This window comes from Roseobacter sp. CCS2, from assembly GCF_000169435.1.
Classification (GTDB): Bacteria; Pseudomonadota; Alphaproteobacteria; order Rhodobacterales; family Rhodobacteraceae; genus Yoonia.
The window spans coordinates 26,949-49,663 of record NZ_AAYB01000009.1 but is presented as its reverse complement, the minus strand read 5'-3'; the positions used below and the strand labels follow the sequence as shown (position 1 = coordinate 49,663).

The following is a 22,715-nucleotide window of genomic DNA, read 5'->3' as shown; positions in this document are numbered from 1 at the left end:
AAGCCGTGACATGACCCAAGCAAGTATCGTTGACAGCCACTGCCACCTTGATTTCCCTGACTTCGATGGTGAGCGGGACGCCCTGATTGCGCGCGCGATTGATGCAGGCGTGACGCGGATGGTGACGATCTGCACCAAGCTGCGGTTGGAACCGCAGGTACGGGCGATTGCCGAAACCTATGATCCGGTTTTCTACGCTGCGGGTACGCATCCGATGAGTGCAGCGGACGAACCGCTGGCCACCCTTGATGAACTCATCGCCTTGGCAGAGCATCCCAAGTTTGTGGGCATTGGTGAAACTGGTCTTGACTATCACTACACCGCCGAAAGCGCTGATATCCAACAACAATCCTTGCGCGTCCATATCGCCGCAGCACGCGAGACGAAGCTGCCGTTGATCATTCACGCGCGTGCCGCGGACGATGACATGGCGCGTATTTTGCGCGAAGAATACGACAAGGGCGCCTACACTTGTGTGATGCACTGTTTTTCAAGCAGTACCGCCTTGGCGAAAGCAGCGTTGGAAATGGATTTTTATCTGTCCATGTCCGGCATTGCCGCATTCCCCAAAAGCCAGGAATTGCGCGACATCTTCGCGACGGCACCGGTTGACCGGGTGCTTGTTGAAACCGACAGCCCCTATCTTGCGCCGCCGCCTTTCCGGGGCAAGCGCAATGAACCCGCATACACCGCCCATACCGCGAAGGTAGGGGCAGAGGTCTTTGGCCTGTCTTATGAAGACTTCGCCAAGCAAACGACAGCCAACTTTGACCGCCTGTTCTGGAAAGCGGCCGCATGAGTGATGAGCTTCATTTTCGGATTCTCGGATGCGGGTCATCGGGTGGTGTGCCGCGTCTGGGGGGGCTTTGGGGCGCGTGCGATCCCACCAATCCCAAAAACCGACGCACACGGTGTTCGCTGCTGGTCACACGCACCCGCGGCGATCAGGTGACACGGGTCCTGATTGATACATCACCCGATATGCGCGCCCAGCTTTTGGAGGCAGAAATCGGTACGCTGGATGCCGTCGTCTATACGCACAGCCATGCAGACCATGTGCATGGTCTTGATGACCTGCGCATGATCGTTTTCAACATGCGTGCGCGCCTACAGGTCTGGGCTGATGGGGATACCAGCAACGACCTTTTAGGGCGGTTTGGTTATGCCTTTGTGCAGCCCAAAGGATCGTCCTATCCGCCAATCTGCGAGCTGAACGCGATCAAGGGCGATATCACGATCGGCGGGGCCGGTGGCGATATTGTTCTGCGTCCTTTTGAAGTCGATCACGGCAGCATCGAGGCGCTGGGGTTCAGGATAGGTGACGTCGCGTATCTGCCGGATGTCTCGGACATACCGGACGATGTTTGGCCGACCCTCGAAAACCTCGATATCTGGATCGTCGATGCGCTGCGCCGTGATCCGCACCCGACCCATGCGCATTTGGCCAAAACACTGGACTGGATTGCCAAGGTCGCGCCGAAGCGCGCGATCCTGACCAACATGCACAATGATTTGGACTATGCGACCGTCGCCGCAGAAACGCCCGATCATATCGCGCCTGCCTTTGATGGAATGACCATCTCGGTGCCTGCACCCTAAGAAGGAGCCGCAATGGCCGCGCTCATCGATGTCATTTTGCCGGTCTTTCTGGTCATCGGTTTCGGCTATATCGCTGTCTGGAAAGGGTACTTCAGCGATGCAGGTGTTGATGGGTTGATGAAGTTCACCCAAGGGTTTGCCATTCCTTGCCTGCTGTTCCGGGCGATTTCGACCCTTGATCTGGAACAGAACTTTGATGTGGCACTGCTGGGCAGTTATTATACTGCTGCATTTGCCTGTTTTGTCGTTGGCTTGCTGGGCGGGCGGTATCTGTTCAACCGCGATTGGGAAGATAGCGTCGCCATCGGGTTTTGCTGCCTTTTCGCCAACTCACTGCTTTTGGGGCTACCGATCACGGAACGCGCCTATGGCGTCAGCGCGCTTGAAGCCAACTATGCCATTATCGCGATCCATTCGCCGTTTTGCTATTTGGTCGGCATCACCGCGATGGAGATCGTGCGCAATCACAGTGGCGGTATCGCGGCCCTGCCGGGCAAAGTGCTGAACGCGATGTTCCATAATGCCCTGATTGTCGGGATCAGCCTTGGATTTGTGGTGAACCTTGGTGGCATTCCATTGCCTGTTGTATTCACCGATGCGGTTGACCTGATGGTGCGGGCGGCACTACCTGCCGCGCTTTTTGGGCTGGGTGGCGTGCTTTACCGGTATCGACCAGAGGGCGATATGCGCACAATCCTATTTGTGGTTGCGGTTTCACTGGTTCTGCAGCCAGCGCTGGTGTGGTGGCTGGCTCAGGCGAACGATCTGTCAGATGGCGCGTTGCGGTCTGCGATCCTGACCTCAGCGATGGCACCGGGGATCAACGCCTACGTTTTTGCAAATATGTACGGCAAAGCGCGCAGGGTTGCGGCATCGTCGGTGTTGGTGGCGACGGGGCTGTCAATCTTGACGGTGTGGTTGTGGCTGGCTGTGCTGCCCTAAACGCCCTCAACCAAAACAATCATGCTTGATGCGTTATCGCGGCGAATTTGGGCGGCCTTTTGATATTCAGGATCGTTGTACAGCGCCTTGGCCTGCGCGAAATCATCGAATTCAAAGATGACGTGGCGGGCAAATTGCGGCCCCTCGGGTTCTTCCGATACGCCGCCGCGCACCAATGGTCGCCCGCCATAGCTTTCGATGATTGGGGTGTCGCGTACGATATACTCTTGATACGCCTCCGCTTTGTTCACGGTGATATGGCCGATGATATAACCCTTGGGCATTGGTTCAGTCCTTCAGATGCGCGTTTCATCAGCCAAGCTTGCGTGACGGTGTGTGAAAGGCAAGAGCTGGCGCGCAACCAAACGATTGCCCAAAGCTTAGGCAATCGCCGTGATCTTGTGATGAAGGCCGCCCCATTGTCATTGGTTTCGTTGACTTTGCGCCCACCAAGCTACCTTAGCGTCAGCCTATAACGGAGTAGAGCGATGCGCTTTCTTGGTCTTTTTGCGGTTTTGTTAACCTTCTTTGCCACCATTTCCATGGCACAAGGCCGTGCTGCGGGCGTGGGCGTGCAAGAGGTAGAGATGCGCGCATTGGCCGAAACGGTGCCGGTTTTTGCCGAGGTGACAACCGCACGTGACGGCAATGTGGCAGGCCGCGTTGCGGGCAACGTGGAAAGAGTGATTGTTCTTGCCGGATCGCGGGTTGCCGAAGGTGATCTGCTGGTTGAGCTGAACGATGATTTGCTCACGATCCAGGTGGCGCAGTCAGAGGCGCAATTGGCCGAAGCAGCGGCTGGTATTGAAACGGCACGCGCCCGCGTAGATCGGGCGCGCATCGGTCTGGACCGGATTGAAGCGCTGCGCGGCGGGTCATCCTTCAGCCAAGGCCGGTTCGACGACGCACAAGCAGATTTTCTGGAGGCCGAAGCGCAGTTCGTCGAAGCACAAGCACGCGAGAAAAGCGCGCAATCGCGGCTGGCTGAAACGCGATACCAGCTTGAGCGCAGCAAGATCCGCGCGCCATTTTCCGGCGTCGTTTTGGAAGTGAACACCATCCCCGGTGCATTCATTCAGGCAGGCACCCCAGTTGTGCGTCTGCTGGATACCGACGCATTTGAGGTGCAGGCCAACGTCCCGTCACGCTATACCTCGTTTCTTTCACCGGGCCAGATGGTGACAGCAAGCACTGAATTTGGCACAGAGTTGACGTTGCAGTTGCGCGCCGTACTGCCCATTGAAAACCCGTCCACGCGCACGCGGGCCGTCCTGTTTTCGGCGCCCGCATTGTCTGATCTTAGCACAGCAGCCGTTGGCCAATCTTTGACCGTGGAAATCCCGGTGGGCGAGGCCCGCGAGGTATTGTCGGTCCCCAAGGACGCGCTGGTGCAAGGGCGTGGCGGCTGGACCGTCTTTGTTGCCGCCGACGATCAGGCACAGCCGCGTCCGGTGACATTGGGCGTTCCATTAGGCGACCGCTATGAGGTGGTAAGTGGGCTTGCGCCGGGTGATCTTGTTGTTGTGCGGGGCAATGAACGGTTGCGCCCCGGTCAGGCAATCACAGCCAATCTGTTGGAGACAAACTGATGGATTTCATCCGGTATTCCATCGAGCGCCCCGTCGCCGTCATCGCGGCCGTTTTGATGGCGGTGCTGTTTGGTGCGCTGGCTCTGACACAAATTCCAATCCAACTGGCCCCGGACGTGCGCAAACCCATCGTCGTGATCTCAACCAGTTGGCCGGGCGCGGCCCCATCGGAAATTGAGCGAGAGATCGTGAACCCGCAAGAAGAAACCCTGCGCGGCCTTGATGGTCTGGAAATCATGACATCGCGGTCGCGCACAGGCGAGGCCGAGGTCACGCTGGAATTCGCAATCGGCACCGATATGAGCCAATCGCTTTTGCTGGTATCCAACCGTTTGGACCGTGTTGGCGGCTATCCGGCAGAGGCGAATGAACCAACGCTGAATACCTCTGGCGCGGATGACAGCCCTATTGCGTGGGTGCTGATCACCGCAGCCGAAGGAAACACGCGATCGATCCCATCCTACGGGGATTTTCTAGAGGATATCGTCAAAGACCGGGTTGAACGCATTCCCGGCGTGGCCGCAGTCAATGTCTTTGGCGGGGTGACACGCGAATTGCAGGTTGTGGTTGATCCGCAACGCCTGTCGCGATTTGGTCTGACAGTGCCAGAAGTGGTGCAACGTTTGCGCGCCGAAAATATTTCTATTTCCGCAGGCGACGTGGACGAAGGCAAACGTCGCTACGTGGTGCGAACCGAAAGTAACCTGAACACCGAAGAAGCGATCCGCAATGTCGTGCTGCGCTCTGACGCCACGAATGGCGGAACAGGGCGGGTGCGGGTCAGCGATGTGGCTGATGTGGCGTTTGAATATAAAGAAGCAACCGCGCGGTTGCGGTTCAAAGGCGAGCCGGGGTTGGCCTTTAATGTGGTGCGCGAATCCGGTGCGAATGTGATCACCGTGATGGAAGAATTCCGTGCTATGCTGGCCGACCTGCAAGCAGGGCCGGTGGCCGATCAGGGCCTGATCATGGATCAGGTGTATGATGAAACGATCTATATCGAAGGCGCCATCGACCTTGTCACACAGAATATCTACATCGGCGGTGCGTTGGCGGCCCTAATCCTGATGCTGTTTCTGCGATCACCACGCGCGGTTGTGATCATCTCGCTTTCCATTCCTGTTTCTATTGTGGCGACTTTTGTTGTAATGGCCGCGACAGGACGCACGCTTAATGTGATCTCATTGGCGGGTATCGCTTTTGCGGTCGGCATGATTGTCGATGCGGCGATTGTTGTGCTCGAAAATATCTACCGATTACGCGAAAAGGGATATTCCCGGCGCGAGGCGGCGTATCTGGGGGCCAAGCAGGTTTGGGGTGCGATCCTGGTGTCAGCGCTGACAACCGTTCTGGTCTTTGTGCCCATCCTGATCATGCAGCTTGAGGCGGGCCAGTTGTTCCGCGATATCGCCGTGGCGATTTCAGTTTCGGTCCTGTTGTCGCTGGTGGTCGCTGTCACGGTGATCCCGGCTCTTGCCAGCCGCCTGTTGCGGCGCGACGATCAAAAGGCGATTGGCATTTGGGGTATTGACCACCTTGCGCGGGGCTTTCGCGAATTGGTGATGGCCTATGTGCGTATGACAGTGCGCTTTCGAACGATTGGCATCTTGATGGTCGCTGTTATCGCAGGCGGGGCGGCTGTCGCCAGTTGGACGTTCCTGCCGCGCCTTGAATACCTGCCAGAGGGGAACCGGAACCTTGTCTTCGGCCTGATTATTCCGCCTCCGGGTTATAACCTTGATACCACGGAAACGATTGCCCAGCGGATCGAAAATGTGGCCGCCCCGTTGTGGGACGCTGCACCTGAAACCGAAACTGCGGATGGTATTCCAACGATTGATAGCTTTTTCTTTGTGGCCACGCCCGGCAATTCGTTTGTCGGGGCAGGGGCGGTGGACAGCCAGCGGGCGGGTGAATTGATCCCGGTTCTAAGCCAGCCAATCTTTGCCGAACCCGGCACCTTCGGGTTTATGACCCAGCCATCGCTGTTTGGGCGCGGTGTCGGCGGGGGCCGCACGATTGAATTGAACGTATCGGGACAAGAGCTTGAGGACATTCTAGGCGTTGCGGGCCGTGCCGCTGGCATTGTCTCAGGCCTCTTGCCCCGGTCCGAAGGACACCAGTTCCGCCCTATTCCGGGGCTTGAACTGGGTGCGCCAGAGGTCCGTTTGATCCCGGACCGGTTGCGCCTTGCTGATGCAGGGCTGGACAGTTCCGCGCTTGCCGCCACGGTGGACGCGTTCAACGACGGGCTGCGTGTGGCCGAAATCACGGTGGGCGCTGAACGGGTTGATCTGGTGCTGAAAGGCGATCCATCCATCAATGAGGCCGCGCGCACGCAAGATGTGGGCAATTATCCGGTCGTGACACCCAATGGCCAAATTGTGCCGGTGTCGGCGTTGGCGGATGTCATGCTCACCGCGGGTCCGACTGAAATCAGGCACCGCGAACGGCTGCGCACCGTCACGCTTGAGGTGCGGCCTGCGGATAACTTGCCGCTGGAACAAGCGGTTGAATTGTTGGAGACACAGGTCGTCGCCGTCCTTGAAGAACAAGGTATCCCCAATGATATCCGGCTTAGCGTATCGGGCACCGCCGATCAGCTTAGTCAGACATGGTCCGCCATTCAGATTAATCTGGTCGTGGCGCTGATCATCGTATTTCTTGTGATGGCGATCTTGTTTGAAAGCTTTGTGCTGCCACTGGTGATTATGATCGCGGTTCCCGTTGCCGCCGCTGGTGGGGTCGGGGGGCTGGCGGTGCTGAACCTATATCAGACGCAACCCATGGATATGCTCACCCTGCTTGGGTTCGTTATCTTGGTGGGGATTGTGGTGAACAATGCAATCCTGATCGTGCACCAAACGCTGTTTCACCTGCGCGACGAAGGGATGGACCCGGTCGATGCGATCGAAGAGGCGACGCGCAACCGGATCAGGCCGATTTTCATGTCCACACTGACCAGTGTGTGCGGCATGCTGCCCTTGGTCGTCTTCCCCGGCGAAGGATCAGAGCTGTATCGGGGGTTGGGTGCTGTGGTTGTTGGCGGGCTGTCGATGTCTGCGTTTCTGACGCTTTTGACCGTGCCGCCTTTGTTGCGCCTTGTATTGCGCAAGCCAGAGCCGAAGGAAGAGACGCTTGGCGCGGTGGCACCTGCTGAATGAACACTTGCGGTTCGGTCAAGGGATTTGCCGGACCGCATTTTTTGATCAAATTCAACATCCTGTGAGACTTTGAGAATAATTCTCATTTAGATTTACAATTGCGAATAAGTCGCATAAGCAGCTTTTTGATTGACACCCTTCTTTCGAAAGGACACTTGAATGAAGATGATGAAATGCCTCTCTACCGCAGCTTTTGCGACCCTTTTGTCCACTGCCGCGGTGGCGGATGACGACAAATTCAAAGCCGTTACCACCTTTACCGTGATCGCCGATATGGCCCAAAACGTGGCTGGTGATGCGGCTATTGTTGAAAGCATCACGAAAGCCGGGGCCGAGATACACGGCTATCAGCCAACCCCGCGCGATATTATCCGCGCGCAAGATGCAGACCTGATCTTGTGGAATGGGCTGAACCTGGAATTGTGGTTTGAACAGTTCTTTGGCAATCTATCCGATGTACCCAGTGCGACCCTGTCTGAAGGCATCGCCCCGATGAGCATCTCATCAGGTGAATACGATGGAAAACCCAACCCGCACGCGTGGATGAGCCTTGAGAGCGCGCTGATCTATGTCGACAATATCCGCGACGCTTTTGTCGAACACGACCCCAATAACGCCGCAATCTATGAAGCGAATGCCGCGGCCTATAAGGCCGAGATTACGGCGACTCTTGCGCCTTTGCGTGAACAAATCCTTGCCGTGCCTGCCGACCAGCGCTGGCTGGTCAGCTGCGAAGGGGCGTTCAGCTATCTGGCCCGTGATTTTGAAATGCAGGAACTGTATCTTTGGCCAATCAACGCTGACAGCCAAGGCACCCCGCAACAGGTGCGCCGCGTGATTGATACGGTGCGCGACAATGACATCCCTGCGGTGTTCTGTGAAAGTACAGTCAGCCAAGCACCGGCTGAACAGGTCGCTCGTGAAACAGATGCCGAATATGCAGGCGTTCTTTATGTTGACAGCCTGACCGCGGCGGATGGCCCTGTGCCGACCTACCTTGATCTGTTGCGCGTCACCACGGAAACCATTGCAGCAGGTCTGACGGAATGAGCGAAACCCCCGGCATCATCTCGCACGATGTGACCGTGACGTATCGCAATGGTCACACGGCATTGCGTGGCGCTAGCTTTGAAATACCAACAGGGACCATCACGGCCCTTGTCGGTGTGAATGGTGCCGGGAAATCCACGCTGTTTAAGGCGATTATGGGTTTTGTGCCCGCCGCCAAAGGCGAGATTTCGGTGCTGGGCATGCCGGTAAGCGAGGCTTTGCGCCAAAACATTGTCGCCTACGTCCCGCAGTCCGAAGAGGTCGATTGGACCTTCCCGGTGCTGGTTGAAGACCTGGTGATGATGGGCCGTTACGGGCACATGGGGTTCTTCCGCCGCCCCAAACAGGCCGATCACGCGGCAGTGACCGATGCGTTGGACCGCGTCAACATGACTGAATTTCGGGACCGCCAGATTGGCGAGCTTTCGGGCGGTCAGCGCAAGCGCGTTTTTCTGGCGCGCGCCTTAGCACAAGAGGGTCAGGTGATCTTGCTGGATGAACCCTTTACTGGCGTCGATGTGCAAACCGAAGATGCCATTGTCGCGTTGCTGCGCGACTTGCGCGATGAAGGACGGGTGATCTTGGTCTCGACACATAACCTGGGATCTGTGCCTGAATTTTGCGACCGGACCGTCCTCGTCAAAGAAACGGTGCTGGCCTACGGTCTGACAGAAGAGACGTTCACCCGCGAAAACCTTGAACTCGCCTTTGGCGGTGTCCTGCGCCATTTCGTGCTGGGTGGGTCCGATTTGCATGATGACGATGACAGCCGCCAGATCCGCGTGATTACCGATGATGAGCGACCTTTTGTCGTCTATGGCAACGACACCAAAGACAAAGAAAAAGAGCCGCTTTAATGGATTGGCTGCTGGAACCTTTCAGCTATGCCTACATGTTCAACGCCATGTGGGTCAGCGCCTTGGTGGGTGGTGTGTGTGCATTCCTGTCGGCGTATCTGATGCTGAAAGGATGGTCGCTGATTGGTGACGCGCTCAGCCACTCTATCGTGCCGGGCGTTGCAGGCGCTTACATGCTCGGCTTGCCTTTCGCACTGGGCGCTTTTGCGGCTGGCGGATTGGCGGCAGGGGCGATGCTGTTCCTTAATCAACGGTCGGGGCTGAAAGAGGACACGATCATTGGTCTGATCTTCACATCGTTCTTCGGCTTGGGCCTGTTCATGGTGTCCCTGTCACCGACGTCTGTCAGTGTGCAGACCATCACCTTGGGCAACATCCTTGCGATCACACCATCCGATACGCTGCAACTGGCGATTATCGGGTTCGTTACGCTGGCGGTGCTGCTGGCCAAATGGAAGGATCTGATGGTCACTTTCTTTGATGAAAACCACGCGCGGTCGATTGGGCTGCGTCCTGACATCTTGCGGATCGTCTTCTTTACCTTGCTGTCAGCGTCCTGCGTTGCGGCTTTGCAAACCGTCGGGGCCTTCCTTGTCATTGCCATGGTCGTCACACCGGGTGCGACGGCCTATTTGCTGACCGACCGTTTTCCCAAGTTATTGGTGCTAAGTGTCACTATCGGGGCAGGGACCAGTTTTGTGGGCGCCTACCTTAGCTACTTCGCCGATGGCGCGACCGGCGGTATCATCGTCTCACTGCAAACGTTGATCTTTCTGACCGCGTTTTTCTTCGCACCTAAACACGGCTATCTGGCCGCGCGCCGCCGGGCGGCTGCGGTGTTAGAGGCGAACTGATGGAAACGCTTTTGTTCCCCTTCCAGTTCGCTTTTATGAACAATGCTTTCCTGATCATGGCGATCATTGCCGTGCCAACCAGCCTGCTGTCCTGCTATCTGGTCCTCAAGGGTTGGTCGCTGATGGGCGATGCGATCAGCCACGCGGTGCTGCCCGGGATCGTGATTGCATTCCTGCTGAACATCCCATTGATCATCGGGGCTTTCGTGGCGGGCATGTTCTGCGCGCTGAGTACCGGATTTCTGGCCGCCAATAGTCGGGTGAAACAGGACACGATCATGGGGATTGTGTTTTCAGGGATGTTTGGATTTGGGCTGGTACTTTACACCAAGATCACCACAGATGTGCATCTCGACCATATTTTGTTTGGGAATATGCTGGGTGTCAATTCCCAAGATTTGCTGACAGCAGGTGTGATTGCGGCGTTGGTGGCGCTTGTCGTGCTGGCCAAACAGCGTGATTTCATGCTGCACGCGTTTGACCCTGTACAGGCGCAAGCTGTTGGGTTGCGTGTGGGTTGGCTGCACTACGGCTTGCTGGCGCTGATTTCGCTGACGATTGTGGCAACCTTGGCTGCCGTCGGGATTATCCTGGCCATCGGCTTGTTGATCGCACCGGGTGCGATTGCATTTCTGCTGACCAAGCGCTTTGCACTGATGCTGCCTATTGCGGTGGGTGTGACGATGGTATCCGGCTTTTCCGGTGTCTACCTGAGCTTTTTTATCGATAGCGCCCCAGCGCCAACGATTATTCTGGTGCTTACCGCGATCTTCATTGCGGCCTTCATTCGCGCCAACATCATGACGCGGCGGGCGACAAACATAACTGCCAAGACCTAACGCCCGAGTGTCGCTGCGATCTGTTCGGCCAGTTTCAGCAATGCCGCTGATTGCGCGGCTGATATACTGTCAACTGATGCGTCGGCCATCGGCTCTGATATCTCAAAAATATGGCTGCTGTCGCGGAACGTGATCGCTTCGCTGGCGACAAAGAACTGACCGTTCAGCTCAAACGTGCCATCGGTCCCGCCTAACATGCGCGACACCCGGATATCGACAGACACGTCCGGCAAGCCCACAAAAGGCCACGGATCGGGGCCCACGTCGGTATTCAAAATATCGCTGAGCGTGCGTGTCAGGATCAAGGTCACCGCGCGCTCAGGCTCATCCGCCCACAGCACATCTTCGCGAATCATGATGCGGCCTTGCGTCGTTTCAAAGGCGATTTCTTCAACCGCGGCATAGGTGGGCAATGATACAGTGCGCACCATTGCACTGCCCACTAAGGGGCGTAACTCAAGCGACGATGACACCGGGGTCAGTGCAACCCGATCTGCAAGTGGCGCACAGGCGGCAAATGCGGTGACTGCAAGAACCAGAAGACGTGAAAACATGATTTACCGTCCGATCAACAAGGAATTGGGGTTACGTTCAATTGCGCGCGCCAGTGACGAAATCGCATCGGATGCTTCCTGAATATCGCGCAAAGTGGCCAGTGTTTCGGCGCTGAAGCGCGACCGTTCGCCATAGCTGTTCACAACTGTTTCGGTCTGTGCGACCAGTTCGTTGGCGCGTGCGGCCAAAGCGGGTAGGGTGCTGACGGCCTCTTCGACCGCGCGGGCGGCCTCATTGGCCGATGCAAGGGCCGCGTTGACGTTTGCGACGGCACCGCCTTCGCGCACTTCATCAAGCAAAGCGCGCATGGTGGACAACGCCGCATTTGCTTCGGCGGGGAAGGCCGCCGCATCTTCTGTACCAAGAAAGGCGTCAATCGCGTCAAGCGATGCAGTGGCGGATGTCACCAACGCTTCGAGTTCCAGTGCATTCGCGCGTGCGGTGAAGGTTTCGATATTTGCGGTGATCTGCGGCAGGTTTTGGGTCGCAGCCTCAATATTGGTAGCAACCTGCGCGGCTGATGCGACGGCTGCATCAAGATCTGCGACAAGGCCGGCTTCGTCTGCTTCGGCGATCAGGCTGTCCAAATCGCCGATGACATTCCGGAAATCCCTGGGGATCGCCCGCATATCTTCGGAATTGATCAATTCACGCGATTCGTCCAATAACGCCACCAAGGCCGCTGGTGTGGCCCGCGTATATTCATCGTTTGCTAGCCGTTCAAAACTATCCATCATGTCAATCGCACCGTCCATCAACTCTTCTACGGGAAGCGCGTTGATACGGGCCAGCAGACCTTCTGCAGTGGCGGCCACATCTGATATGTCTGAATCCGTTGTCGGAATAACCGGGAAATCACCGGATGTAAGGTTCATGATCGCAGGCAGGGCATCTTCGACCTCGACCAGCTCTACAAACAGTGTTCCGGCCAGAATATTGCCAGTCACCATACGTGCCCGCAGACCGCGTGTGACAAAATCAGACAGCAGCGCCAATGCATCATCTGTCGTCGCGTCAGGACCCATGCCTAATCGGGACGGTTCCACAGCAAGCACGGCTTGCAAGCGCACCTGTGCGTTATCACCTTCCCCCACAACAATCGCATTCAGATTGCTGACCTCGCCGATACGAATGCCCTGAAAACGCACTTCAGAGCCTTCGGCCAAACCGCTGACAGATTGTTCGAACAACACGGCGACTTCCAGCACTTCGGCGTTGGGATCGGTAAAGAGGCTGTCGCGCGCCGTTTCCTCGCTTGGGAAAATATCAAAGCGGTGCCCGTCGTTGATCGGGTTGCCACCAGAAACAACCGTATCAAAAGCGATGCCGCCTTCGATCACTGAGGCCAGTGAACTGACGTCTAATGACACGCCACCGGCACCAAATGACAAACTAAAACCAGAGGTGTCCCAAAACCGGGTGCTGCTGGTGATGCGCCTGTCGTAAGGGCTTTCGACAAAGGCATTTACGACAACCTGACGGCCGTTAAAGGACAGTTCCGGTTCTTCCAGATACCCAACCTGAATGCCCTTGTGCAGGATGGGTGCGCCAGCGGCGATGCTGCCGCCATCGTCAGCGCGCAAAACAACACGCGTGCCACGTTGGCCGGCGCGGGTCAGGATCGGTTGTTCCAGACCGATGAATTGGGTTTGGGCCACATCTGCATCCGTGTCCCAGTTGCCCTCGATAAAGACACCGGATAAAACCGTTTCCAACCCTGTGATGCCACGCACCGACACATCCGGGCGCACGACCCAGAACTGTGCATCATCGTCCAGAAAGGGCGCCACCGTCTTGTTCACACGCGCATGGACCAAGACATCTGTCAGCCCTTCAGAAAATTCCACGTCTTCAACTTCACCGATCGTTACATCGCGATATTTGATCGTCGTCTCGCCAGCGCTGATGCCTGCGGCGTTTTCAAAACTGATGGTGATCAGCGCGCCACGATCTGCATAGCTTTGCCACGCAGCCCAAAGCGAGATACCGAGTGCCACCAACGGCACCAGCCAGACAAGCGACAGGCGTTGCCAGATCCGTTTCTTGACGGGCCTTACATCGAAGGGCGCGGGGCCAGTGTCATTTGTATCGCTCATTCTTGGGTCCTGGCTGCATCCCAAATCAAACGGGAGTCAAAGGCTTGCGCCGATAGCATGGTAAAAATTACCGACAAAGCAAAGCTGACAGCCGCAATGCCGGGGTTCACTGTTGCAATAGTATCGAGTTGCACCAGTGCCGACAGGATTGCAACGACAAAGACGTCGATCATGGACCAGCGTCCAATGAATTCAACGACCTCATAGGCCTTGTGCCGCTCGTGTTGGTTTGCATTGGATCGCCGTTGCACACTGATCGCCAGATAGATGATGGCCACGAACTTCCCCACCGGGATCATCACCGAGGCCGCAAAAACGATGGTCGCAATCCCCCAAGAGCCGTGTTCGAACAACTCGACCACGCCGCCGATGATCGTGCTTTCCGACCGTTCCACCAAGGTTGAGGTTAGCAGCATCGGATAGATATTGGCTGGAATATAGGCGATTATCCCCGCAATCAGCCATGCCCAAACCTTTTGCAGGCTTTCAGTATCACGGCTTTGCAGCCGCCCTTCACACCGTTTGCAGACCTGTGCACCCATGGCATGCACCTGTCCGCATTGCTGACAGGCCACCAGTCCGGCGTCGCGCGCTGTGATCAGTTTGTGGCTTTGTCCAGCGCTTCCCAAATTGAATACCTGCAAATAAGTTGATCTTTGAGGACGGTAATCACAACCACCCCTGCGAAGGCCCAGAATGCAGGGCCAATTGTGACGGCGGCAAGACCTGCCACCTTAATCAAGGCGACGGTCACGCCTACGACAAAAATTTCTGCCATGCTCCAGGGTCGTAAGCGTTCGGCCAAGGCAAAGGCCTTGCGCGCGCCCCGTCGCGGTTTTTGCTCGCGCACCAGCGGACCAAGGGCATAGATCAGCGCGCTAAGTCGCATGAGCGGGATGACCACGATAAAGAAGGCAACCGCAACGGCCAGCGGAAAGGCATAGCCATCGTTGAACGCCAATACCGCATCAATCACCGAGGTTGCGTTGCGCAACCCACCTGCATCCAGCGTCAAAAACGGGAAACTGACAGCAGCGATCATCATGATAAAGGCGGTCAGGGCAAGGCTAAGGATACGGGCCATTGCCGCCGGTTGTGACGTTACCAAAACGATCCCGCATTGCTGGCAATGCGCGCGCACATTGTCCGGCAACGCGCTTGCCACATGCAGCGTGTCGCACTGCGGGCAGGCGATCAGATCGTCAAGTGGCGTTGTGTGCATTGTCACGCGGGTTCAGGCTCCTAGCCATCAATGGGACTTGCCCCACAGATATCGCGAGGTTATCGCGTTGGTATCAGATATGCTATGGCCACGCCCACTTCAACGCAACGCGTAGAGAGAACCATGACAGACACGATTTTCCCACCACGTCCAACACCCGTCATTCCTGTGCAAGGGGGCGGCAGTTTTCCCGTTGGACGTATCTTTTGCGTAGGCCGCAACTATGCCGATCACGCGGCTGAAATGGGCCACGAGGTTGACCGTGAAGCGCCGTTCTATTTTACCAAATCCGCGCATGCGGTGCTGCTTTCAGGCCAAAACATGCCATACCCGCCCCGGACGCAAGACCTGCATCACGAGATGGAGTTGGTTGTTGCTATCAGCGAAACAGCAAAAAACATCGCCAAGGCGGACGCCATGAATGTGGTCTTTGGCTATGGCTGCGGTTTGGATATGACGCGCCGCGATCTTCAGGCGGCGGCCAAAGAAAAGCGTCGTCCTTGGGATACCGGCAAGGACTTTGACAACGCCGCGATTATCGCACCGCTGACGCCAAAGGCGGATACCGCAGATATCGGACATCTGGCGATCAAACTGGACGTAAACGGCGAAACCCGCCAACAGGCCAAACTGTCCGATATGGTCTGGTCGATCCCAGAGGTTATTACCGACCTTTCAACGCTTTACACCCTGCATCCCGGTGATCTGATCATGACAGGCACGCCCGCAGGCGTTGGCGCTGTGGCAAAAGGTGACGTATTACGCGGCACAATTGGCGATTTCGCCGCAGTTGAGACGACGATCATCTGATTGAATACGCCTTGTAGCGGCGGGGTTTCCGCCGAAGATGCTGTTGAATTTTTGCCTTATGGAGAAAGATCATGACACTCACCCGCCGCGTCTTGCTGGGCGCCGTTGTCGCTGTCAGCTTTTCGACGGCTGCACTGGCCCAAGAGGTGACCTTGCGCCTGCATCAGTTCCTGCCGGCGCAAGCCAATGTGCCAGCACATATCCTTGATGTCTGGGCCAACAACGTAGAGGCGGACAGCAATGGCCGGATCAAGATCGACCGGTTCCCTTCCATGCAGCTGGGCGGCACGCCGCCGCAACTGATTGATCAGGCAATCGACGGTGTGGCCGATATCGTCTGGACCGTCGCTGGGTATACACCGGGCCGTTTCCCGCAGTTGGAAGTGTTTGAGTTGCCGTTCATTTCACCCGATGCCGAAGCGACCTCGCGTGCGTTCTGGGAATTGGCCGAAGCGCGCATGTTTGACACGGATTTTGCTGATTTCAAACCGCTGGGCCTTTGGGTGCATGGCCCCGGCGTGATCCATGCCAACAGACCGATCATAGATATCGCAGATCTGCGCGGGTTGAAACTACGTGCGCCAACACGGACAACGACGACGCTTTTTACACAATTGGGCGCGACGGCGGTTGGCATGCCAGTCCCAGCCGTGCCTGAATCTTTGTCACGCGGGGTCATTGATGGCGCGGTGATCCCTTGGGAGGTCGTTCCAGCGCTCAAAGTGCAGGAGTTGGTCAGCCATCACACTGAATTTCCCGGTGATGCACTTTACACGCTTGCCTTCATCATGGCGATGAATCACGACGCCTATGATGCGTTGCCGGCTGATTTGCAGGCTGTGATCGACGCGAATTCCGGCCTCGAATTCTCGGCTTTTGCAGGACGTACGATGCAGGAATACGATGCGCCGGGCCGGGCCTTGGCCGACGAGGCGGGCAACAACATTATTACGCTTGATAAGACCAAAGTTGCTGCGTGGCGCACGGCAGGCCAGCCGACAATCGACAATTGGATTGCCGAAGCGACGGCGGCGGGCCTGGACGGGCAGGGCATTTACGATGATGCCGTGGCCTTGATCGCCGCGAACAACACAGGCAACTAGGGCAAGGACGTGCTGCACACCGCGATCCAGAAACTTGCGCACGTCATGGCATTGCTCGGGGGGGGCGTGCTTTGTCTTTTGGTGCTTATGGTTTGTGTAAGTGTCAGTGGGCGTGAACTGAGCGATCTTGCTTATTCCGGTGCGCTACGCAGCCTTGGGGATTGGCTGATCGACCTTGGTGTCGGTCCTATCCTGGGTGATTTTGAACTGGTTGAAGCGGGGGTTGCCTTTGCCATTTTCGCGTTCCTGCCACTGACGCAACTCAGCGGTGCGCATGCCAAGGTTGACGTCTTTTCCAAAGGCATGGGTAACAAGGCAGACCGCGCCTTGGGTAAATTTTGGAGTGTGGTGATGGCCGCGATCATCGTGCTGATCACATGGCGGCTGTTTGTCGGCATGCAGGATAAAATGCGCTATGGCGAGACAACCTATCTGATCCAATTTCCGATCTGGTGGGCTTATGCCGCCAGCCTGATCGCGGCGATCACAGCCAGCATCGTCAGCATCTATTGTGCTGCCATGCGCCTGACAGGTCAGCGTATCCTATGACTGATCTTGCGCTGGGCTATCTGTCGTTTCCCGTCCTTTTGCTGCTGATCTTCCTGCGCGCACCTATCGGGCTTGCCATGCTGCTTTGCGGGATTGGCGGGCTATGGCTGGCAACGGACGGCACAACCGTCTTTATGGCGCGGCTAAAGTCCGAGGTGTTTTCAACCTTCTCAAGCTATAATCTATCCATCATTCCGATGTTCTTGCTCATGGGACAATTTGCGACCTATTCCGGCATGTCGCGGTCCCTGTTCAAAGCGGCAGAGGCATGGCTGGGCCACCGCAAAGGTGGCATGGCGATGGCATCCGTGGGTGCGTGCGCGGGGTTCGGGGCCATCTGCGGGTCGTCGCTGGCAACTGCGGCCACCATGAGCAAGGTTGCCCTGCCGGAACTGCGCAGATACGGCTATTCCGGCGGGTTCTCGACGGCGACGCTTGCAGCGGGGGGCACATTGGGCATCCTGATCCCGCCTTCGGTAATCTTGGTGATCTACGCCATCCTGACCGAACAAAATATCGCGAAACTCTTTGCTGCTGCGTTCATCCCCGGTATCCTTGCCGCCCTTGGTTACATGCTAACAATCGCCATCTACGTGCGCCTTTACCCAGACCAAGCAGGCACGCGAGCGCGCATGCCCCATGCTGAACGCATCAAGGCGCTGGGTGCCGTCTGGCCCGTGCTGATCGTCTTCGGGCTGGTTGTGGGCGGCATTTACAACGGTTGGTTCACACCAACCGAAGGGGCCGCTGTCGGTGCGATGGGCACTGGCCTGATCGCGCTTTTCTCTGGGTCACTCAATTGGCAAGTCTTTCGTCAAAGCATAACTGAGACCGCGACAGGCACTGGCATGATCTTTTTCATCGTGTTGGGGGCAGGGTTTTACAACGGGTTCCTTGCGCTGACGCAAGTGCCACAAGAACTCTCCGCGTGGGTGACCATGCAAGGGTTCAGCCCATGGATGGTCATGGTGCTGATCCTTGTGTTTTACCTGATCCTTGGCTGCCTGATGGACAGCTTGTCGATGATCCTGCTGACTGTGCCGATCTTCTGGCCGGTGATATCCGGCCTTGATTTTGGAATGACCACGGAAGAACTGGCGATCTGGTTCGGGATCATGGTGCTGATCGTGGTTGAGGTGGGCTTGATCACGCCGCCGGTGGGCATGAACCTGTTCATCATCAACAGCATGGACAAAGAAACGCCGATGACAGCGACCTATAAATCAGTACTGTTTTTTGTGGGCTCAGACGTTGTGCGCGTTTTCATCTTGCTGATGTTCCCGGCAATCACGCTGGTCTTCGTCTAGCTGCTTCGGGCCGGTTCGCCATTCAGATCAACGTCGCAGGGCAAGGCGCGGTCGATGACCCGTTGCGCATTGGGGATATCGTTGCCTTCGGCACGGCGGGTCGCAACAGCAGAGGAATAATTCAGGCTTAGCCAGCGGTGGATTAACCGGGCGCGCAGTTCCGGCATCGGGACATTCACACGCACAGACAGGTCCCAAAGGCCGGCAAGTGCGGACCAAGGGGGTTCATCAAACATCAGGTAATTGCCTTCGACAATCACCACTTTGGTCGCCGCAGGCACCGCAACCGACCCCGCAATCGCCAGATCACGGGTCCGGTCAAAAGAGGGGGCAAACACCTCTTCCCCTGTTTTCAACGCATGGATCAAACGCAGAAAGCCGGGTGCATCAAAGGTTTCAGGCGCGCCTTTACGGGGGCGCAAACCGCGCGCTTCCAAGATCATGTTATCAAGGTGAAACCCGTCCATCGGGACCACAATCGCCTTGCGTCCTTGGGCATTCAAACGGCGGGCCAGTTCGCTGGCCAGGGTGGATTTTCCACAGCCTGGCGCGCCGGTTATCGCCACCAACATGCGGTCGCTCTCTTTGGCCAAGACACGCTCTGCCAGCGTGTTGGTATGTGCGGTCAGGGTGTTCACTGCATCTGCCTCTGGTTTCAGGGTTTGCCCCTGTTTTATGAAATCCTAGCGCGTGTAAGCCCCCGACGCGACACATTTCTGCAACCGAAGCGGTCAAATGCCGAAGGTTGCAACAGTGCCTTGCCAAGAAAAGTGGCGATTGCGGGTTCTTTGCCCTAGGTTAAACCGCAGAAAGCGGAAAAATGGTGGGCGGTCAAAAGCGTGGCGACAATTCTAAAGGTTTGGCGTGTCTTGGTCGCGGTATGGACAACTGCGGGGGAAAAGCACCTTGGCCTGATCGCGGCTGGTGTCGCGTTCTTTGGCATGTTCGGGATTTTTCCGGGCATTGCGGCGGTTATTGCGATCTTTGGGTTGATCGCTGATCCCGTTGTTATCGCCGAGCAGTGCCTTGATGGAAGATATATCCCCCCGATGCCTACAATCTGATCGCGAGCCAAGTCTTTCGCTTGTCGCGGCACCGGCTGATGCGCTGGGTGGGCGACGGGTGTGTCAATCGCGCTGGCGCTGTGGTCTTGTCGGGCCGGGGTTGGGGCCCTTATCGGTGGGCTAAATGCAATTGCCGGGCAGCGGATGCGTAACGGGATCTGGCAGATGGCCGTGGCGTTGATGCTGACGGTGGCTTTGGTCAGTCTGGCGATTGTCGCGTTGACCGTTGTTGTGATCGTGCCGATTGGTTTGGCTTTCATTCCGGTTGCCAATTCAACTGCTTGGTTGTTGGAAGGCATCCGTTGGCTGGTTGCCTTGGGTGTCCTGATGACCGGCCTTAGCCTGCTGTATCGCTTTGGTCCTGCACGCATCGGCAGCAGGGGGCGGTGGATCACCGTAGGGGCCTTTGCTGTCGTGGTGCTATGGGTCGCGGCCTCGGCTGGCTTATCATATTACCTGACGAATTTCGCCAGCTATAACGAGGTTTACGGGTCTATTGGTGCGGTCATCGGTTTGCTGCTGTGGCTTTATGTCAGCGCGTATCTGATATTGCTGGGGGCCGCGCTGAACGTTGAGGTGCATGGCTATGAAACCCCACCCGAAGCCGAAGACACGACATTCATCTAAGTTACCCGCGCGACCTGTTTGTAAGTGGGATCATCCCACAGCCTTTGACCCATCACATCGGCAATCACATCAATGGCGACATCCACGTCGCCTGCATCAATGAACAGGGGACAAAACCCAAAGCGCATGATATTGGGCGCACGGAAATCGCCAACCACATTGCGCGCGATACAAGCCTGCATTGCGGCATAGCCATCCGCAAACGCAAAAGACACCTGACTGCCGCGTTGCTGTGGATTGCGTGGGCTTGCGAGGGTCAGGTGCGGGCAAGCGGCTTCGATGCCAGCGATAAACTGTTCGGTCAACGCGATAGAAGCAGCGCGCAATGTGTCCATATCGACGGTGTCCCAGATATCAAGCGACGCATCGAGTGCCGCCATTTGCAAAACTGACGGCGTGCCAACGCGCATCCGCTCAATCCCCGTCCCGGGCCGATAGTCAAGGTCGAATGCGAAAGGCGCTGCATGTCCCAGCCATCCTGACAAGGCAGGTTGGCAGTTGTCGATATGGCGCGGTGAAACATAGATGAACGCTGGCGCACCGGGCCCCGCGTTAAGGTATTTATACGTACAGCCCACCGCGAAATCTGCGTTGCAGCCTTGCAGATCAACCGCCATTGCCCCGGCAGTATGCGCCAGATCCCAACAGGTGACCGCGCCAACCGCCTGCGCCTGCGCCGTCAGCGCCTTCATGTCGTGCAAACGCCCGGTGCGATAATCTACCTGTGTCAGCATCAGGACCGCCAGATCATCGTTGATATGGTTTTCTACATCCTCGGGGGCGACCACGCGCAATTCATGCCCGCGCCCCAGCGATTTGATCAACCCTTCGGCCATATAAATATCCGACGGGAAATTGCCGCTATCGGTCAGGATCACCTTACGATCCGGCACCAGATCAATGGCCGCCGCCAGCGCCTGATAGACCTTGATGGACAGTGTATCGCCCAACACAACATGGCCCGGTTCAGCCCTAATCAGCCGCCCGATGCGGTCACCCAGTGCGGTCGGTTGCGCCATCCAGCCTGCACGGTTCCAGCCCGTAATCACTTTTTCACCCCATTCAGCGGTGATCGTGCGGGCGACGCGCGCTTCGGTCGCTTTGGGCAAAGGACCCAAAGAATTACCATCAAGATAGATCATGCCTTCAGGCAGATGAAACAGGTCCTTGGTGGCCGCAAAGTTTGTCATCAGACTTGGCCCCCGGAAATCTGGATTGTCTGCCCATTCACACTGCGCGCCCCTTCCGAACAAAGCCACATCGCCGCCGCAGTCGTCTCGTCCACCTCCAACAGTTTGCGATGCCGGTTGCCTTTGGCAATCGCATCAATCGCGCCCTGTTCGTCCACGTCAAAGCGTTTCATCAGACCGGGGATTTGGTTACGCACGATATCCGTATCCACATAGCCGGGACAAAGCGCGTTAAAGGTGATGGGGCGGCGCATGTATTCCTCGGACAGGCCGCGGATCAGGCCGATGACGCCATGTTTGGTGACCGTATAGGGGATGGCATTTTTCAGCCCGCGCACCCCGGCAATGGAACTGACGACAATCATGCGGGCCGGGGTCGCGTCCTCTAGCGTGGCCATGGCCGCCTGAAATGTCAGGAACACACCATCAAGGTTTGTCACCATCGTCTTGCGCCATTGCGCCAGCGTTGTTTTCTCAAACGGGCCACCTTCGGCGATCCCTGCGTTGGCGATGCAAATCTGGATCGGCCCGCGCGCCTTGGCCGCGGCGGCGACCCCGTCACGCACCGACCCCTCATCATCCACATCCATCACCAGCGCATGCAAACGGTCAGAGGATGCCGCGACCTCCTCAAGCTTATCCGCACGGCGACCGGTGATCGTCACCTCCGCCCCGGCCTTTGCCAATGCCACCGCAATCCCCGCACCGATGCCCGTGCCGCCGCCTGTGACCAATGCGTGTTTGCCTGTGTGTTCCATGATATGTCCTTTCGTTAGGACAAACCCTAACGGGTCGCTGGGCATGGACAAGGGCAAAGCGCTCCGGCACAAGATGCGCCATGAAATGGATAGACATACCGCCCGTTTGGCTGCTGCTGGCCCTTGTGCTGACATGGGGGATTGCGGAACTACAGCCCATGGCATGGGCCATCGGCGGACCAATCACGGAACTGCTGGGCGGGCTTTTGGTGGGCGGTGGGATCGTTCTAATCTTGCTGGCCGCGGCAGAGATGCGCAAACAGCGCACCACGATCATACCGCATATGGAAGCGGATCGGTTGGTATCCTCTGGCATATTCAAACGCAGTCGCAACCCGATCTATCTGGGCGATGCACTGATCCTTGCGGGGCTCGCACTACGCTGGGAAGCCCCAATTGCATTGCTGCTGGTCCCGCTTTTCATGTTCACCATCACCCAGCGCTTTATCATCCCCGAAGAAAACCGGCTACGGGTCAAGTTTCGCGCCGATTTCGCCCGCTATTGCCAAAAGACGCGCCGTTGGCTGTGACTGTTAGCGC

Annotated in this window: 24 protein-coding genes; 16 read left to right on the top strand and 8 right to left on the bottom strand. The window is 57.1% G+C overall.

The features are described from left to right. Positions 1-10 precede the first annotated feature (10 nt). From RCCS2_RS17230 to RCCS2_RS17220, 3 genes are read left to right on the top strand one after another with little or no spacing between them, the layout of a single operon-like run. Positions 11-799 (top strand): TatD family hydrolase, encoded by a 789-nt coding sequence (locus RCCS2_RS17230; protein ID WP_008236689.1) that lies wholly within the window; start codon positions 11-13, stop codon positions 797-799. Then, positions 796-1,599 carry an MBL fold metallo-hydrolase gene (locus RCCS2_RS17225; protein WP_008236687.1) on the top strand — a complete coding sequence of 268 codons (804 nt, stop codon included), beginning with the start codon at positions 796-798 and terminating at the stop codon, positions 1,597-1,599. The genes RCCS2_RS17230 and RCCS2_RS17225 overlap by 4 nt, the downstream gene beginning before the upstream one ends. A 12-nt stretch (positions 1,600-1,611) precedes the next feature. Continuing rightward, positions 1,612-2,541, top strand: a complete 930-nt coding sequence (locus tag RCCS2_RS17220) for an AEC family transporter (RefSeq protein ID WP_008236686.1) — start codon at positions 1,612-1,614, stop codon at positions 2,539-2,541. Here the strand turns inward: RCCS2_RS17220 and RCCS2_RS17215 are convergent. Continuing rightward, positions 2,538-2,825: a DUF1330 domain-containing protein gene (locus RCCS2_RS17215; RefSeq protein WP_008236684.1), complete on the bottom strand. Its 288-nt coding sequence runs from the start codon at positions 2,823-2,825 to the stop codon at positions 2,538-2,540. The genes RCCS2_RS17220 and RCCS2_RS17215 overlap by 4 nt on opposite strands. A 204-nt stretch (positions 2,826-3,029) precedes the next feature. Between RCCS2_RS17215 and RCCS2_RS17210 the strand changes: the two genes are divergently transcribed. The 6 genes from RCCS2_RS17210 (at position 3,030) to RCCS2_RS17185 (ending at position 10,894) form a co-directional block, all read left to right on the top strand. After that, positions 3,030-4,130, top strand: coding sequence for an efflux RND transporter periplasmic adaptor subunit (locus RCCS2_RS17210; RefSeq protein WP_008236682.1), 1,101 nt, complete (start codon positions 3,030-3,032; stop codon positions 4,128-4,130). Next, complete coding sequence (locus RCCS2_RS17205; RefSeq protein ID WP_008236675.1) at positions 4,130-7,294, top strand: efflux RND transporter permease subunit; 3,165 nt, start codon at positions 4,130-4,132, stop codon at positions 7,292-7,294. Before RCCS2_RS17210 ends, RCCS2_RS17205 begins: the two co-directional genes overlap by 1 nt. A 159-nt stretch (positions 7,295-7,453) precedes the next feature. Next, positions 7,454-8,344 (top strand): metal ABC transporter substrate-binding protein, encoded by an 891-nt coding sequence (locus tag RCCS2_RS17200; RefSeq protein WP_008236672.1) that lies wholly within the window; start codon positions 7,454-7,456, stop codon positions 8,342-8,344. Then, positions 8,341-9,201, top strand: coding sequence for a manganese/iron ABC transporter ATP-binding protein (locus RCCS2_RS17195; RefSeq protein WP_008236669.1), 861 nt, complete (start codon positions 8,341-8,343; stop codon positions 9,199-9,201). Before RCCS2_RS17200 ends, RCCS2_RS17195 begins: the two co-directional genes overlap by 4 nt. Continuing rightward, complete coding sequence (locus RCCS2_RS17190) at positions 9,201-10,055, top strand: metal ABC transporter permease (RefSeq protein WP_008236667.1); 855 nt, start codon at positions 9,201-9,203, stop codon at positions 10,053-10,055. Before RCCS2_RS17195 ends, RCCS2_RS17190 begins: the two co-directional genes overlap by 1 nt. Then, positions 10,055-10,894 (top strand): metal ABC transporter permease, encoded by an 840-nt coding sequence (locus RCCS2_RS17185; protein WP_008236665.1) that lies wholly within the window; start codon positions 10,055-10,057, stop codon positions 10,892-10,894. The genes RCCS2_RS17190 and RCCS2_RS17185 overlap by 1 nt, the downstream gene beginning before the upstream one ends. On the opposite strand, the gene RCCS2_RS17180 is transcribed toward RCCS2_RS17185, so the two are convergent. From RCCS2_RS17180 to RCCS2_RS17165, 4 genes are read right to left on the bottom strand one after another with little or no spacing between them, the layout of a single operon-like run. Beyond that, the gene (locus RCCS2_RS17180) at positions 10,891-11,448 is read right to left on the bottom strand and encodes a PqiC family protein (protein WP_008236663.1); all 558 of its coding nucleotides are present in this window, start codon (positions 11,446-11,448) and stop codon (positions 10,891-10,893) included. The genes RCCS2_RS17185 and RCCS2_RS17180 overlap by 4 nt on opposite strands. Positions 11,449-11,451: 3 nt before the next feature. Next, positions 11,452-13,545 (bottom strand): PqiB family protein, encoded by a 2,094-nt coding sequence (locus RCCS2_RS17175; protein WP_008236661.1) that lies wholly within the window; start codon positions 13,543-13,545, stop codon positions 11,452-11,454. After that, complete coding sequence (locus RCCS2_RS17170; RefSeq protein WP_008236659.1) at positions 13,542-14,174, bottom strand: paraquat-inducible protein A; 633 nt, start codon at positions 14,172-14,174, stop codon at positions 13,542-13,544. Before RCCS2_RS17170 ends, RCCS2_RS17175 begins: the two co-directional genes overlap by 4 nt. Continuing rightward, positions 14,144-14,767 (bottom strand): paraquat-inducible protein A, encoded by a 624-nt coding sequence (locus tag RCCS2_RS17165; RefSeq protein ID WP_008236657.1) that lies wholly within the window; start codon positions 14,765-14,767, stop codon positions 14,144-14,146. The genes RCCS2_RS17170 and RCCS2_RS17165 overlap by 31 nt, the downstream gene beginning before the upstream one ends. 123 nt (positions 14,768-14,890) lie before the next feature. Here RCCS2_RS17165 and RCCS2_RS17160 point away from each other — a divergent pair, with 123 nt between their 5' ends. The 4 genes from RCCS2_RS17160 to RCCS2_RS17145 all read left to right on the top strand — a co-directional run bounded on the left by RCCS2_RS17160 (position 14,891) and on the right by RCCS2_RS17145 (position 18,536). Beyond that, positions 14,891-15,577: a fumarylacetoacetate hydrolase family protein gene (locus RCCS2_RS17160; RefSeq protein ID WP_008236655.1), complete on the top strand. Its 687-nt coding sequence runs from the start codon at positions 14,891-14,893 to the stop codon at positions 15,575-15,577. Positions 15,578-15,648: 71 nt separating this feature from the next. Beyond that, a complete protein-coding gene (locus RCCS2_RS17155) occupies positions 15,649-16,680 on the top strand; it encodes a TRAP transporter substrate-binding protein (protein WP_008236653.1) in 1,032 nt (343 codons plus the stop codon). A gap of 45 nt (positions 16,681-16,725) precedes the next feature. Then, entirely contained in the window at positions 16,726-17,229 is a 504-nt protein-coding gene (locus RCCS2_RS17150; RefSeq protein WP_232204300.1) for a TRAP transporter small permease, read from the top strand. After that, positions 17,226-18,536, top strand: coding sequence for a TRAP transporter large permease (locus RCCS2_RS17145; RefSeq protein WP_008236650.1), 1,311 nt, complete (start codon positions 17,226-17,228; stop codon positions 18,534-18,536). Before RCCS2_RS17150 ends, RCCS2_RS17145 begins: the two co-directional genes overlap by 4 nt. Here RCCS2_RS17145 and RCCS2_RS17140 read toward each other — a convergent pair. Next, positions 18,533-19,174, bottom strand: a complete 642-nt coding sequence (locus RCCS2_RS17140) for a nucleoside/nucleotide kinase family protein (RefSeq protein WP_008236648.1) — start codon at positions 19,172-19,174, stop codon at positions 18,533-18,535. The two genes, RCCS2_RS17145 and RCCS2_RS17140, sit on opposite strands and share 4 nt — an antisense overlap. Positions 19,175-19,375: 201 nt before the next feature. On the opposite strand from RCCS2_RS17140, the gene RCCS2_RS18740 reads away from it, so the two are divergent. Further along, entirely contained in the window at positions 19,376-19,600 is a 225-nt protein-coding gene (locus RCCS2_RS18740; RefSeq protein ID WP_232204299.1) for a hypothetical protein, read from the top strand. Between the two features lie 60 nt (positions 19,601-19,660). Beyond that, positions 19,661-20,227 carry a YihY/virulence factor BrkB family protein gene (locus RCCS2_RS17135; RefSeq protein WP_008236644.1) on the top strand — a complete coding sequence of 189 codons (567 nt, stop codon included), beginning with the start codon at positions 19,661-19,663 and terminating at the stop codon, positions 20,225-20,227. Here the strand turns inward: RCCS2_RS17135 and kynU are convergent. Beyond that, positions 20,224-21,417 (bottom strand): kynureninase, encoded by a 1,194-nt coding sequence (gene kynU, locus RCCS2_RS17130; RefSeq protein ID WP_008236642.1) that lies wholly within the window; start codon positions 21,415-21,417, stop codon positions 20,224-20,226. The two genes, RCCS2_RS17135 and kynU, sit on opposite strands and share 4 nt — an antisense overlap. Then, positions 21,417-22,175 (bottom strand): SDR family NAD(P)-dependent oxidoreductase, encoded by a 759-nt coding sequence (locus tag RCCS2_RS17125; protein ID WP_037294489.1) that lies wholly within the window; start codon positions 22,173-22,175, stop codon positions 21,417-21,419. Before RCCS2_RS17125 ends, kynU begins: the two co-directional genes overlap by 1 nt. Before the next feature lie 80 nt (positions 22,176-22,255). Here RCCS2_RS17125 and RCCS2_RS17120 point away from each other — a divergent pair, with 80 nt between their 5' ends. Continuing rightward, on the top strand, positions 22,256-22,705 hold the full coding sequence (locus RCCS2_RS17120) for a methyltransferase family protein (protein ID WP_008236631.1): 450 nt from the start codon (positions 22,256-22,258) through the stop codon (positions 22,703-22,705). Positions 22,706-22,715 lie beyond the last annotated feature (10 nt).

Bases quoted from the DNA above. Each gene is read 5' to 3' on its own strand.
- RCCS2_RS17230 (WP_008236689.1), top strand. From the start codon at position 11: ATGACCCAAGCAAGTATCGTTGACAGCCACTGCCACCTTGATTTCCCT.
- RCCS2_RS17225 (WP_008236687.1), top strand. From the start codon at position 796: ATGAGTGATGAGCTTCATTTTCGGATTCTCGGATGCGGGTCATCGGGT.
- RCCS2_RS17220 (WP_008236686.1), top strand. From the start codon at position 1,612: ATGGCCGCGCTCATCGATGTCATTTTGCCGGTCTTTCTGGTCATCGGT.
- RCCS2_RS17215 (WP_008236684.1), bottom strand. From the start codon at position 2,825: ATGCCCAAGGGTTATATCATCGGCCATATCACCGTGAACAAAGCGGAG.
- RCCS2_RS17210 (WP_008236682.1), top strand. From the start codon at position 3,030: ATGCGCTTTCTTGGTCTTTTTGCGGTTTTGTTAACCTTCTTTGCCACC.
- RCCS2_RS17205 (WP_008236675.1), top strand. From the start codon at position 4,130: ATGGATTTCATCCGGTATTCCATCGAGCGCCCCGTCGCCGTCATCGCG.
- RCCS2_RS17200 (WP_008236672.1), top strand. From the start codon at position 7,454: ATGAAGATGATGAAATGCCTCTCTACCGCAGCTTTTGCGACCCTTTTG.
- RCCS2_RS17195 (WP_008236669.1), top strand. From the start codon at position 8,341: ATGAGCGAAACCCCCGGCATCATCTCGCACGATGTGACCGTGACGTAT.
- RCCS2_RS17190 (WP_008236667.1), top strand. From the start codon at position 9,201: ATGGATTGGCTGCTGGAACCTTTCAGCTATGCCTACATGTTCAACGCC.
- RCCS2_RS17185 (WP_008236665.1), top strand. From the start codon at position 10,055: ATGGAAACGCTTTTGTTCCCCTTCCAGTTCGCTTTTATGAACAATGCT.
- RCCS2_RS17180 (WP_008236663.1), bottom strand. From the start codon at position 11,448: ATGTTTTCACGTCTTCTGGTTCTTGCAGTCACCGCATTTGCCGCCTGT.
- RCCS2_RS17175 (WP_008236661.1), bottom strand. From the start codon at position 13,545: ATGAGCGATACAAATGACACTGGCCCCGCGCCCTTCGATGTAAGGCCC.
- RCCS2_RS17165 (WP_008236657.1), bottom strand. From the start codon at position 14,767: ATGCACACAACGCCACTTGACGATCTGATCGCCTGCCCGCAGTGCGAC.
- RCCS2_RS17160 (WP_008236655.1), top strand. From the start codon at position 14,891: ATGACAGACACGATTTTCCCACCACGTCCAACACCCGTCATTCCTGTG.
- RCCS2_RS17155 (WP_008236653.1), top strand. From the start codon at position 15,649: ATGACACTCACCCGCCGCGTCTTGCTGGGCGCCGTTGTCGCTGTCAGC.
- RCCS2_RS17150 (WP_232204300.1), top strand. From the start codon at position 16,726: ATGGCATTGCTCGGGGGGGGCGTGCTTTGTCTTTTGGTGCTTATGGTT.
- RCCS2_RS17145 (WP_008236650.1), top strand. From the start codon at position 17,226: ATGACTGATCTTGCGCTGGGCTATCTGTCGTTTCCCGTCCTTTTGCTG.
- kynU (WP_008236642.1), bottom strand. From the start codon at position 21,417: ATGACAAACTTTGCGGCCACCAAGGACCTGTTTCATCTGCCTGAAGGC.
- RCCS2_RS17125 (WP_037294489.1), bottom strand. From the start codon at position 22,175: ATGGAACACACAGGCAAACACGCATTGGTCACAGGCGGCGGCACGGGC.
- RCCS2_RS17120 (WP_008236631.1), top strand. From the start codon at position 22,256: ATGAAATGGATAGACATACCGCCCGTTTGGCTGCTGCTGGCCCTTGTG.